General features: G+C 57.0%; 11 protein-coding genes. 7 read left to right on the forward strand and 4 right to left on the reverse strand.

Annotation, left to right across the window (positions count from 1 at the left end; translation table 11 throughout):
- The 3 genes from ACF8AM_RS03915 to ACF8AM_RS03925 are packed head-to-tail and all read left to right on the forward strand — an operon-like array spanning window position 1 to window position 2606.
- Window positions 1-285 carry a hypothetical protein gene (locus tag ACF8AM_RS03915; RefSeq protein ID WP_392554375.1) on the forward strand — a complete coding sequence of 95 codons (285 nt, stop codon included), beginning with the start codon at window positions 1-3 and terminating at the stop codon, window positions 283-285.
- On the forward strand, window positions 286-1350 hold the full coding sequence (locus ACF8AM_RS03920) for a DUF1080 domain-containing protein (RefSeq protein WP_392554376.1): 1065 nt from the start codon (window positions 286-288) through the stop codon (window positions 1348-1350).
- Window positions 1350-2606, forward strand: a complete 1257-nt coding sequence (locus ACF8AM_RS03925; protein ID WP_392554377.1) for a hypothetical protein — start codon at window positions 1350-1352, stop codon at window positions 2604-2606. The genes ACF8AM_RS03920 and ACF8AM_RS03925 overlap by 1 nt, the downstream gene beginning before the upstream one ends.
- 33 nt (window positions 2607-2639) lie before the next feature.
- Here ACF8AM_RS03925 and ACF8AM_RS03930 read toward each other — a convergent pair whose 3' ends face one another.
- From ACF8AM_RS03930 to ACF8AM_RS03945, 4 genes are read right to left on the reverse strand one after another with little or no spacing between them, the layout of a single operon-like run.
- Window positions 2640-3554, reverse strand: a complete 915-nt coding sequence (locus tag ACF8AM_RS03930) for a hypothetical protein (RefSeq protein ID WP_392554378.1) — start codon at window positions 3552-3554, stop codon at window positions 2640-2642.
- 2 nt (window positions 3555-3556) lie between these two features.
- Window positions 3557-4162 carry a lysophospholipid acyltransferase family protein gene (locus ACF8AM_RS03935; protein WP_392554379.1) on the reverse strand — a complete coding sequence of 202 codons (606 nt, stop codon included), beginning with the start codon at window positions 4160-4162 and terminating at the stop codon, window positions 3557-3559.
- A 13-nt stretch (window positions 4163-4175) separates the two neighbouring features.
- Complete coding sequence (locus ACF8AM_RS03940) at window positions 4176-5366, reverse strand: glycosyltransferase family 4 protein (RefSeq protein WP_392554385.1); 1191 nt, start codon at window positions 5364-5366, stop codon at window positions 4176-4178.
- A gap of 38 nt (window positions 5367-5404) precedes the next feature.
- A complete protein-coding gene (locus ACF8AM_RS03945) occupies window positions 5405-6220 on the reverse strand; it encodes a polysaccharide deacetylase family protein (protein WP_392554380.1) in 816 nt (271 codons plus the stop codon).
- Between the two features lie 339 nt (window positions 6221-6559).
- On the opposite strand from ACF8AM_RS03945, the gene ACF8AM_RS03950 reads away from it, so the two are divergent.
- From ACF8AM_RS03950 to ACF8AM_RS03965, 4 genes are all read left to right on the forward strand, one after another.
- Complete coding sequence (locus ACF8AM_RS03950) at window positions 6560-8353, forward strand: hypothetical protein (protein WP_392554381.1); 1794 nt, start codon at window positions 6560-6562, stop codon at window positions 8351-8353.
- Between the two features lie 186 nt (window positions 8354-8539).
- A complete protein-coding gene (locus tag ACF8AM_RS03955; RefSeq protein ID WP_392554386.1) occupies window positions 8540-9430 on the forward strand; it encodes an MlaE family ABC transporter permease in 891 nt (296 codons plus the stop codon).
- Window positions 9430-10314, forward strand: coding sequence for an ABC transporter ATP-binding protein (locus tag ACF8AM_RS03960; protein ID WP_392554382.1), 885 nt, complete (start codon window positions 9430-9432; stop codon window positions 10312-10314). Before ACF8AM_RS03955 ends, ACF8AM_RS03960 begins: the two co-directional genes overlap by 1 nt.
- A 3-nt stretch (window positions 10315-10317) precedes the next feature.
- Window positions 10318-11850 carry an MlaD family protein gene (locus ACF8AM_RS03965; RefSeq protein WP_392554383.1) on the forward strand — a complete coding sequence of 511 codons (1533 nt, stop codon included), beginning with the start codon at window positions 10318-10320 and terminating at the stop codon, window positions 11848-11850.
- Window positions 11851-12038: the final 188 nt, after the last annotated feature.

Below are 12038 nucleotides of genomic sequence, written 5' to 3' on the forward strand. Positions count from 1 at the left end.
ATGATGAACCGAATCGTTGCACGCTCGTCTCTTGTCTTCCCGCTGGCAGTTTGCTTGTTGGCCGGAATGATGTTTCCCGGATGCTCCTCCTCCACCACGGAATCGGCGACCGAGTCGTCTGCATCAACGGAGGCACCAGCCTCGACGGGGGAAGGTGAGGCCGCAAAACAACCCTCCTCGGATCCTGCCGAAGTCTCGTTTGAGCCACCTGTGTTTGAAGCGGACGCGGAGAAGTTGTTGGCCAGCCGTCTTCCGATTGACCGAACCACGCAAGGCTGGATTTGATTGTTCGATGGGCACACGTTGTTTGGTTGGGCCATTGGCGGCAAAGCCAACTTCCGAGTGGAAGACGAATCCATCGTGGCTGATCAAGGCGAGAATTGCTTGCTGACCACCTCGACACAGTGGAGTGACTACGAATTGGAGTTGCAGTTCCAGTGTGATGAAGACACGAACTCAGGCGTGTTTGTCCGCACGACGTTGGATCCACAGAGCGTCAAGACGGATTGCTATGAGGTCAACATTGCACCGCCGTCGAATCCGTTTCCAACCGGTGGCGTGGTCCAGCGATCCAAAGGGGAGACGTTCGACACCGACCCTGAAAAATGGCACACGATGAACATCCTGTGCGACGGTGCCACACTGCGAGTCACAATCGATGGGACGGTGACCTGTGAACTGGATGACGCGACGCAACCGAAATCGGGCTACATCGGATTGCAGCATCGCGAAGGTCGAATCGCTTTTCGAGACATTCAGTTGCGGCCGTTGGGACTGCAGAATCTGTTGGCCGATGGCTTGGAAGGTTGGACCGTTCGGGAAGGCATGGACGGCGAGTACCGCATCAATGACGAAGGCCACTTGGTCGTCGACGGGGGCAAACAACAGCTCGAAACGGACGCTGCGTTTGGCGACTTTGTGATGCTGGCCGATTACAAGATGGACAATCCAAAGTCCAATTCGGGATTGTTTTTTCGCGCCATTCCCGGCGACGAAATGATGGGTTACGAGTGCCAAGTCAGCAACGAGTTGATTGATGGCAATCCGTTGAAGCCCGCCGATTGTGGTGCGGGTGGGATCTTCCGTCGCCAAGACGCGCGTGTGGTGGCAGGTGAACCAGGACGTTGGAATTCAATCTTGCTGGTCGCCAAGGGCAACCACTTCGCAACGTGGGTCAATGGAGTCCAAGTGACCGACGTCGTTGACACTCGCAAGGCGGATGAGAACCCGCGTCGCGGCCTTCGTTTGGAACCGGGCTCGATCATCGTGCAAGGCCACGACAAGACCACGCAAGCAACCTATCGTCAGATCGCCGTTGCGGAACAGGCCGCCGCAGAAGGCGGTGAGTAGTGGTCGCGACGAGAGGGACACGAGGCGGATTCGAAGCGTTTTGGGCAATCGCGTTGCTGGCATTGATGGCGGCAACGTTTCGGTTGTGGTTGCCGGGGAGTTGGACGGGCACGGGGGATTTCCCCATGGTGCCCCTGTGCGATCTAGGCAGCGTCGGTCTGGGGCAGCAAGCGATCCGTCTGGTCTCGACCGCAACCACGTTTGCGATTGTGATTGCGTGCCTGGTGATCGCGGGACGATGTCAGTTGCGGTGGATGTGGCCGATCGTTGCTGTGTCACTCGCGGTCTCGGTGCTGTTGGACCAACACCGATTGCAGCCTTGGGTTTATCAGTCGTTTCTTTACGCGGTTTTGTTCACGCTGGCTCCGCGAAGTGAGTCGGGCCAGTCGACCGAGGCGACCTTTCGTTTGATTCGGTTGCTGACGATCAGCGTGTATGTGTTCAGCGCGGCGGGCAAGTTTGACTTTCAGTTCTTGCATACGGTCGGGCAAGACTTTCTTCGGGCTCCGCTGCAGTGGTTCGGCGTTGATGTCTCTGCTTGGTCGGTACGCACGCGATTGTTTGCCGCAGCCAGTTTTCCGGCGTTCGAGCTGTGTGTGGCTGTGGCCCTGAGTTGCCCCCGGACGCGAAGGTTGGGTGTGTGGATGGCGACCGCGATGCACCTTGGTTTGCTTGTGGTGTTGTCGCCATTGGGGCTGGGACACAGTCCTGGAGTGATGGTTTGGAACGTTGGGATGGCGATTCAGGCGTGGTGGTTGTTCGCTGGCCCGGCACCGTCGGCTGACCAGGTTGCCGATCCTGAATCACGTTCGGTGGGTTGGTTGGCTTGGGCGGTCGTGGCCATGGCTTGGGTGATGCCCGTTTTTGAACGCAGCGGATACTGGGATCACTGGATGGCGTGGGCGTTGTATTCGCCACACAGCAGTCGAGTGTCGATGCAGGTTCACGAATCAGCGATCGATCAATTGCCGAAGGCTTGGCAGGTGGCGGTTTCGGAAGACGATGATTCAGATCGTTGGCACGACTTGCGTCTCGGTTCACTGTCGCTGGCCATTCGTGGTGTGCCGGTGGTGCCGCAGGCTCGGTATCAATGGGCGCTGGCAAATCGGTTGATCCAGCAAAGCCAGATCGAGCGTCAAGTTCGCGGGAAAGTTCAATCCGTATCGGACCGCTGGACGGGCGAACGGAGCGAGAAGTGGTGGACTCGACCGGATGAGTTTCAAGCGGCCGGTGAGGCGTTCTGGTTGGTGCCTTAGGCGATTGAAGGTGCGTGTCGGCCGAGCATCCGATCACTCTGCGGCAACCGGTTCTTCTGCCGCAGTCTCGGTTGCGTCCTCGGAGTCCGTTTCAGCCTCTCTTTCGTCATCGGCTGCGTCCCCGTCGGCTGCGTCTTCGGCACTGGGGTCTCGCAGACGAAGCACGATGGCATCGTCGACGACTTCAATTTTGTCAAATTTCCGCAGCAGTTCCGCGGTTTCGACATCGTCGTAAGCGTCTTTGGCGAGGTTCTGTTGAGAGAAGCCTTCCATGAAGGCCTCGGGGATGGGTTCGCCTTTGACGCTGGCACTGGTCAGGCGAACGACCAAGACGCCGTTGTCCATCGAGACTTCAAACTCTGCGTCGGCGTTGAAGTAGCGACCTTTGCCGCCGGGGATTTGGTCGGTTGGCAGTGTGACCTGGCCATACAGTCGTCCATCTTCGATCCGGACGAACGCTTTGCCGCGAAGGTCTTCGTTGGACGAGATCAGGGCGTTGATTTCTTCGCTGGTCAAACGCAATTCTCGAGGGACTTCGGCCGGGACAAGCGATTCATCGGATGTGCCTTCGGCTTCATCGGCGTCGTCGGTTGCGACTTTGCCATCGGTGTCCGTGTCGGTGGATTCTTCTTGCGAGCCGGATTTGACTTGTTCGGTGAACGCGTCGATGCGAGCCTGCAATTCATCCAGCCGTTCTTCGTCCCATTCGACCACGGGAACGTCGGCGGGTTGTGTGTCGGTGTACTTTTCGACTTGCCCGGTCAGGAAGTAGTAAACTCCGAAACCGCTCGCGATCATCACGACAATCGCAACGGTTAGAGTTCCCAAGCATCCCCAGATGAAGCATCCCCATCCGGATTTCTTCGCGGGCTGAACCGCGACATTGGGATCGGCATTTGGGTCGTGTGGTGAACCGGAATGGAAGGGATCATTGATTGGGGTCGACATGGTCAGACTTCCTTGAGTTGAAGCACCGCCTGGCGAGCGCGGCGCAAAAAGTCGGCTTTGGGTTCACCGGTTTCCAAAAAGATTGGAGCACCGATCGTAATGCATGAGAGCAGTGGGACGGGCAGCACCTCGCCTCGTGGCAAGATGCGATTCACGTTTTCGATGTAGACGGGGACCAGTTCGAGGTCCGGGCGTTTCTTGCCCAAGTAGTAAAGTCCGCTTTTGAAGTCGCTCATTTCTTCGCCGGCCGAGCGACTGCCTTCCGGGAAGACAATCAGCGAATACAGGTCACCCATTTGCCGGATCATGATGTCGATCGGGCTTTTGTGGACCTTGATTTCTTTGCGGTCAATCAGCAACGCGTTGAAACTGCGCGCGATGTGTTCTTTGAACCAGCTTCCTGTCCAATAATCTTTGGCAGCGACCGGGCGGGTCAGCGAACGGATTTCGTGCGGCAATGCGGACCACAGAACCACCGCGTCGAGGTGGCTGGTGTGGTTGGCAAAGTAGATTCGTTGGCAAGTGTCCGGCTGGCAATCCACCCATCGAACGGTGAAGCCGCTGAACATCTTGGCGAGCAGAACGATGGTCTGGCTGGTCAGTGTCATGGGACCAGTTTACTCAGCCAGTCGGCAGTCTCGAAGCACCCTTGTAGGCCGCCGATGGAGTTCTCAGGTTGGCCTTGGCGACCGTGGATCGGCGGCCGGGTTGCGATTTTTTTGCGAAAATTTGATGCACGAGCTTTTGGTAGCCGTCGACCATCGATTGCAGCGAACCGGTGGCTTGCACCAATTCGCGGCCGTTTTGGCCCATTTCAGAACGGAGGTCGTCATCGTTCAGCAACCGATCGATCGCGACGACGAATGAATCCAGGTCTTCGCTGGGGACCAATTCGCCGGTCCTACCCGGAAGAACGGTTTCAGAGATCGAGCCGACGTCGGTTGCGACCACGGGAGTTTCACAGGCCAATGCTTCCAAAATCGAAACGGGGGAAGCTTCATTGAGCGAACAGAGCGTGAAGACGTCCATCGCGGCGAGCAAACGCGGGGTGTCGCTGCGATTGCCCAGCAAGTGGACTCGGTCGGCGAGTCCAAGTTCATCGATCAAGGGTTCGATCGTCGCTCGCTCGGGGCCTTCTCCGATGATCATCGTGTGAAGTTTGGGGTGAAGCTCCCTCAGCTTGGCAACCGCGTGGACCAGCATCGAATGATTCTTTTCGCTTCGCAAGGCCGCGACGATTCCAATCAAGGGTGTGTCGGCAGCCACGCCGAGTTCCTCGCGAACATTGGGGGACGTGCGACATTCGGCGGAAGGATGAAAGCGGTCGCAATCCACTCCGTTGCGAATGACGTGGACCTTGTTCGGCGGAAATTTTTCAAACGTGCGGAGGAATTCACCATGGGATTCGGCAACCCCAATGAACGCATCGGTGATGCGGGTGAGCAAACGGTTCAAACGCCCGACGCCATCGGGCCAACCGGTGGAGTGCAGCGCAGAGGCGATCACAGGAACCCCAGCCATTTTCGCGGCCAAGCGTCCCCAGAACATCTTGTCGCCGGCACCCACGGTGATCACGGCGTCGGCGTTTTGCCGTCGCATCAACCGTGCCAGTCGAGGCAGCACGGCGATGTCGTATTTGCCACCGATGAGGTCACTGTGAACGGGGAACTCGTCTGCGATTTCGACCCCGAGTGGCCCTGGTTCCTTGAGGCAGATCACTTCGGGTTGGATCTCGTTCGGATCCATTCGCCGCATCAAGTTCACCAGCAACGTTTCGGCACCGCCGACTGGCATGCTGGTGATCACAAACATGCATTTCAACGGGCGATGGTTGGGGTGAGAAAACGAATTCATGAGAAAGCAAGTTCGGGTTGGCGAATGGTAGCAGCGACTTCGGGTTCGATGTCCAAGACATCTTGGTCTGGCAGAGCGGGCCTGCGTCGATTCTTGCGGGCGTCGTAGGTCAACCAATTGCGAAGGCGATTGAATTCTGGGTCACCGTGGAAGCGACGGATGTGAAAAGAGTCATCCCCAATCAAGTTGTACGCACCGTATGCACTGCAGATTCCCTTCAATCCGCATTGCCGTGCGGTTTGGATCACGGCGGGACGCATTTGTTCGGGCATGCCAAATGGAACGGCAAGGTATTGAACGGGACGCTCGATCATCTGCTCGAGAGTGTGTTTCGCGTCCACGATCTCTTCGTTGAGCTGTTCAGTTGTGTGGACTCGGTTGAAGTCAACGTGGTTGGCGGTGTGCAATCCAATCTCGATGCCGCTGTCGGCGGCGGCTTTGATTTGTTCGATCGTGTTGATCGGTAGGGGCTGGCCTCGGCGCACGTCGTGTTCGAACGGGTGCCCGCGGCGGACATTTTCTGTGGTCACGAAGTACGTGCAGGGAATCCGGTGACGGATCAGCAGTGGCAACGCGAACTCGCAGTTCTCGGAATAGCCATCGTCAAAGGTGAACGAGACCGCGGGCCGAGGCGATTGGCCGGTTTCCAATCGATGCTGGACTTCTTGCAACGAAATCAATTCGAATTGTTCACGGCAGTAGTCGACGTGGCGTTCGAAGCTTTTCTTGGAAATCGTCCATGGATTGATCGGCTCGTCTGCGACCCGGTGATAGAACAGAACCGAAATCGGAGCCCGGTTTTGGTCGGACATTCGCTTCAATTGCTTGCGCCGCCAAGGCGATTGGAGAGCCTGGCGAGTAGAAATTGCGAGGGAGCGGAGCAGTGGCATGGTGTCTTGGACGGTGAGCGTGGGGAAGCTTTGGGAAACGCTACGCCGCCATGGGGGGTAATGTGAAACCCACGGGAAACTGGAAACCGGGTTCTTTGTGTTTGCGGATCAAATGATCGGATTGTGCAAATTAGGAGGCTTTTCTGGTCGGAGAAAAGTTGTTTTCTGAACGGATGTTCGGTGTCTGAACGGGCGAGTGGAAAGCGGAATGCTGGCGATTTGACTTGTCTCGCGAGGTGCTGTTTTGCTACGTCCGACCCAATGAATCACACTCGACGTCCGATCGAACGCCGCCGCAGAGTCATCCTCACGACCGTGGGCGGCGACTCCGGGAACGCGACGGCCAAGCAGAAGGCGGTCCAGCAGCAGTGGCGAGAAGCTCGCCGGCCGACTGTCGCCTACGGGTCTCGCGTGCGTCGGTGTTTGCGCGGACGTTGGTTTTCGCTGGTACCGGTTCAGCGACCCGCGGTCTTGGGTTTGATCGCCACGGTGGTTTCAGTTGCGGTGCTGTTGATCGGTCTGCACTACGCTTCGGTTGCTTGGCCGACTTTGGCGGAGCGGACCGCTGTGACGGCTGTCACGCGAATTGATGCGGTGGGAAGTCTGGGACGCTACTGCACGAGCATGTTGATGCTCGGGATCGCTGGTGCCTCGTGGTTGGTCTATCAGATTCGGCGATACCGCAATGATGACTTTCAGGGGCATTATCGTTTGTGGCGTTTGGTCACTTCGATGGCGTTGCTGGGCAGCGTTGCCACCATGGTGCCGTTGATCGATTTGTTGGGCGGAGTCACGGAGTGGGCGCTCGGGAAACGCGTCGCTCTCTCTGGCAGTGATTGGGTCAAGTTGTTGCTGACAGTTGGCGGCGTGGTCATGCTGCTGCGCACCACAGCCGAAATTTGGAAGCATCGAGTTGCCGCCGCATGGATGTTCGTTGGTTGGTTGGCAGCATCGTTGCCGGTCGCTGAGAATTGGAACCTCCTCTCGATCGACACGCCGCTTCGTTGGACCGCTTTCACGTCCGCGATGTTGGTGGCTGCGTCCTGTTGGTTTTGCGCGACGGTGTTGTATTTGCGAACGCTGTACATGGATGTCCGCGGGATCGAACGGCCTGTGACGTTGGCTGCTCGGGTTCGCCAGGCATCTGCCGAACAGTTGGAAAGCATGCGAGGATGGACGAAACGCGAGCCCAAACCTGCGAAGAAGACACTGAAGAAGAGTCCCGAACCAAAGGCCACGCCGAAACCGAAAGCGGCCAAGCCGGAGCCGAAGCGTTCCGAGAAGCAAGCCGAACGGCAAGTGACCGAAGAGTCTCAATCAGAGAGCCAACCAGTTCGCAAGCGTCGATTCTGGCAGCGCGCCAAGGCTTCTTCGGTGAGCGATGAATCAAGCAATGCCAGCGATCGATCGTCCAAACGGGGCGGCGTTGCAGAAGAAGAGCTTAGCGAAAGTCCAGCCCGCAATGTCTCCGCCGCCACCGAAGAAGGCGGCGAAAAGGAATCGGGCAAGCGAGCTTCCAAGTGGAGGTTCTGGGGACGGAAAACCAAACCGGCTGACTCTGAGGAAGAGTCCGACGAGGTGGAACGGAATGAGACCGTCGAGCCTGAAGGCGATTCGGATGATGCCGAGCCCAAGGTCAAGCGATCTTGGTTGCCCAAGTGGAAAAGAAAACCGAAGACGGTCGCGGACGATGAGTCGGATACCGAAGACGAAGCCGCCCCATCGTCTCAGGCAACAGAACCTGATGATGAGGATGCTGAAGCGATACCGAAGAAGCGACGCTTTGGTTTGAAGTTCCCGTCGCTGGGCCGCAAGGCAAAAAGCGATGATGGCGCGGATGAATCCGAGTCTGGCGACGAGGTCGCGGATTCAGACTTTAAAGAAGTGGCTGATTCTCGGTCCAGCGATCGCTCCTCTTCGAACTCGGATTCCTACGTTGATTCTCAGCCTGATTACGGCGAGATGAATGAGGAGGACATCGATTGGTCCAGCATGAGCAAAGCGGAACGCCGACGTGTCCGCAAGCAACTCAAACGCAGCGGGCGTGCCGCCTAATCACATCACCAGGAATTTCCGGGCATCCCGCAAAGTTTGACTTCGCGGCACAGTTTTCCTGGTCTGCAGTCTTTGCCTGGTCGATAAAGACGATGTTCACGCGACCGGTGCGCCAGAAACGTCTGGCTAGCTGACCTGTCGCGAGTCGGCTTCTTGTCTTTCAACCCCGGGTTTGTCTTCGTCGCGATGTCGGAGCAACAGTCCACGACCGAATCCGTTCTTCGCGTGCAAACCGTGAAACCGGATGTGCAGATCGATACGCCGATGCGGCGTTGGATCATGCAGTGGGGCACCGCTGTCGTTGGCGGTGTCACTGCCGTGGGTGACTTGGCCATGTTCACTTGGCAAATGTTCGTGTGGATGTTCACACGGATGCCGCGCCGGGACACGGTGCTGATCAACTTCTACCAAGTTGGCGTGCTGAGTCTTCCTGTGGTGGCATTGACCGGTTCATTCATCGGAATGGTGTTGGCCGTTCAGAGTTACTATCAGTTCCACACCATCGGATTGGAAACGCACCTCGGTGTCGTGATCAACACCTCGTTGGTTCGCGAATTGGGCCCCGTGTTGGCGGCCACGATGTTGGCCGGTCGAGTTGGCGGCGCGATGGCAGCGGTCTTGGGCACCATGAGGGTGACAGAACAGATCGATGCGTTGACCACCATGGGCGCGGATCCCATTCACTACTTGGTGGTGCCCCGGTTCATGGCGTGTTTGTTTTTGATTCCCCCGTTGACGATTGTGGCGGACTTCATGGGGATCGTCGGTGGGTACTTTTATAGCGTCATCATTCTTGGGATCGATCGCGCGGCCTACCTGCACCATTCGCGTGAAGGCGTGGTTGCATTTGATTTGTTCAATGGTGTTTTCAAAAGCATTTTCTTTGGTGGCGTGATCGCGATCATCAGTTGTTACCGCGGGTTCAATTGCCAACCCGGTGCCGAAGGCGTTGGCAAAGCTGCCACGGAAGCCTTTGTGTATTCGTTCGTGATGATCCTTGCGATCGACCTGTTCCTGAACATCGTTTTGGACTGGGTCTATTTCAGCTTTTACCCAGAAGGCACGAGTCTGTTCTAGTGAGCGATTCCATCCCACCTATCGATCCTTTTGAACAAGAGGCGTCTGAAACGCAGGCTGAGGAATCAGCGGTGGCGGTTCAGGAACGCCCCTTGGTGGAAGTCGAAAACTTGGAAGTGTCCTTCGATGGACAAACGGTATTGAAGGACATTGATTGCCGCATTGAACGCGGCCAAACCGTTGCTGTGATCGGCGAGAGTGGATGTGGGAAAACCGTGTTCATGAAGACGATCGTGGCTTTGGTTCAGCCCACAATCGGTCGGGTGTTGTTTGACGGAGAGGACTTGTCGCAGCTCAATCCTGCGGAGCTTGCCGTGATTCGTCGCCGGTTTGGATTTGTGTTTCAGCATGCCGCGTTGTTCGACAGCATGAACATTTTTGACAACGTCGCGTTTCCCATTCGGCAGAACGAAGAAGGGACCGATGAGGCCGAAATCAACGACCGAGTCCGGCAGCACATCAGTGAAGTGGGATTGCCAGAAGAAGTGATTTACAAGCGTCCAGCCGAGTTGTCGGGCGGGATGCAGAAACGGGTCGGGTTGGCTCGTGCTTTGGTGCTGCGTCCTGAACTCGTTGTTTACGACGAACCCACCACTGGATTGGATCCGATCATGAGCGACGTGATCAACGAGTTGATTCTGCACACCCGGCGGATGTACCCCGTGACCAGCATCGTGGTCACGCACGACATGCACACAGCACGGAAAGTGGCGGACCGAGTGATGATGTTTTATCCGCGACGTCGGCTTGATTCCGACCAATCACAAATTCTTTTCGACGCCCCACCCAGTCAGCTCGAACATGCCGAAGATCGGCGCGTTCGTCAGTTTGTACGGGGGGAAGCGGGGGATCGCATCCGCGAAATGACTCAGGGGATGGCTTGAACCATGGATGACAGCAAACTTCGTTTCGGTGTGGGCGTGCTCGTGATCGCGGCGATCGGAATCGCGGTGATCCTCACGTTTTTGTTTGGCGCGTTCCCTGCGATCTTGAATCGTGAGTACACGCTGATGGTCTATTTCCCGTCGGCCGATGGCATCAATGTCAACGCGCCTGTTTATCGCGATGGGGTCAAAATTGGTCGCGTCGATGACATCCAATTGCAGGAAAAAGGCGGCGTGATTTTGACGTTGTCGATGGACGAGAGCGTCCGCATGACACACGAATACATCCCTCAGATCGGAATCGGTTCGTTGATCACGGGGGATTCCAAGTTGGAATTTCGCAAGGCTGATCGTCGCGAGCTGAGTGACTATTTCGAAAACGATAGCGACTTGATTGATCAGCTCTACACCGACGATGAGTTATTCAATTACGGCCGCAAATTGGAGGACCCCTTCACGTTGATCTTTGGGATGGAAGACGAGCTGGTCTCGACATTTCAAAGCGTTCGTGGTGCCGGCGATGCGATCCAAGACATCGGCAACGATATCAAAGGATTGGTTCGCGATGTTCGTGGTGTGATCGGGATCTCACCAACCGCCCCCGCATCGGCACCAACTGTGCCGATGGGAGGTTTCCCGCAGTCGATGACGCCGGCACCGAAGTGGGCGCGTCCAATCGCACTGGCTAGCCAAACGAGTGCGCCGGGGGGGGCGTCAAACAACGTGATTCAAACAGTGGCGATGCAGCAGACATTCCCTCCGCAGTCGGCTCCTTTGCAGAACGTTCCTCCTCAAGGCTTCACGCCGCCTCCAGGATTCACTGCTCCCTTGGGAACGCCTGTGCCTGGCCAACCGGGAGGGCAGACTCCGCCGACCATCACTCAATTGGCTGGCGAGGCATCGCAAGCGGTTCGGGAGTTTGGGTTCTTGGTACGCGATATTCGTGCGATCATTGGTGATCCGCAGATTCAGCAAGACGTCAGCGACACTGTGGAGCGATTGCCGGGCGTGCTGGATGAGGTGAAGGTGACGTTGGAGGATGCTCGTGACACGTTTGAGACTTTCCGTGACGTGGGGGGCCAGTTCGAACAAGTAGGGATTGTCGCCGAAGATGCTGTTACGCAAACGGCGAATGAATTGCAGAAGACGCTTGAGAGTGTTCGCTCCACCGCCAAGAGTTTCGAAGGGACCGCGCAAAACATCGAGGCCTTCACCGAACCACTGGGCGAACGCGGCGACGAGTTGATCGAAGCGGTGTTGGTGAGCTTGGCCAACGTCGACAATGCCTTGGTGCAGTTGGACACGTTTGGCCGGACGCTCAATAGCAGCGACGGAACGGTTCGCCGCTTGCTCGAAGACGACGAACTGTTCTATCAAGTCCAGCGAACGGTTCAGAACATCGAAGCCGCCTCGGCACGTTTGCGTCCAATCCTCGATGACGTTCGCGTGTTCTCGGACAAGATCGCTCGTGACCCACGGCAATTGGGGGTCCGCGGTGCGATCACCAATCGACCCAGTGGGATGGGTTTGAAGTGATTCAAAACCGGTGTCGCTGGATTTACTCTGCACCTGAGAGGTGGAGCCGTTTATCGAGGCCGATTTTTAGCGGGTTTCGGTATTTGAGAACCTCTCCCGAAACAAAGTTTGGGGAGAGTTCGAGCGACGCCGTTCAGGAGTACGCGAGGGAGGGGGGCCGAGCATGGGAAGCGGCTCGCACTGCTCGA

Origin of the sequence: Rhodopirellula sp. JB055, from assembly GCF_043100905.1 — a bacterium.
Lineage (GTDB): Bacteria > Planctomycetota > Planctomycetia > Pirellulales > Pirellulaceae > Rhodopirellula.

Bases quoted from the DNA above. Each gene is read 5' to 3' on its own strand.
- ACF8AM_RS03915 (WP_392554375.1), top strand. From the start codon at position 1: ATGATGAACCGAATCGTTGCACGCTCGTCTCTTGTCTTCCCGCTGGCA.
- ACF8AM_RS03930 (WP_392554378.1), bottom strand. From the start codon at position 3,554: ATGTCGACCCCAATCAATGATCCCTTCCATTCCGGTTCACCACACGAC.
- ACF8AM_RS03935 (WP_392554379.1), bottom strand. From the start codon at position 4,162: ATGACACTGACCAGCCAGACCATCGTTCTGCTCGCCAAGATGTTCAGC.
- ACF8AM_RS03940 (WP_392554385.1), bottom strand. From the start codon at position 5,366: ATGTTTGTGATCACCAGCATGCCAGTCGGCGGTGCCGAAACGTTGCTG.
- ACF8AM_RS03945 (WP_392554380.1), bottom strand. From the start codon at position 6,220: ATGTCCGACCAAAACCGGGCTCCGATTTCGGTTCTGTTCTATCACCGG.
- ACF8AM_RS03950 (WP_392554381.1), top strand. From the start codon at position 6,560: ATGAATCACACTCGACGTCCGATCGAACGCCGCCGCAGAGTCATCCTC.
- ACF8AM_RS03955 (WP_392554386.1), top strand. From the start codon at position 8,540: ATGTCGGAGCAACAGTCCACGACCGAATCCGTTCTTCGCGTGCAAACC.
- ACF8AM_RS03965 (WP_392554383.1), top strand. From the start codon at position 10,318: ATGGATGACAGCAAACTTCGTTTCGGTGTGGGCGTGCTCGTGATCGCG.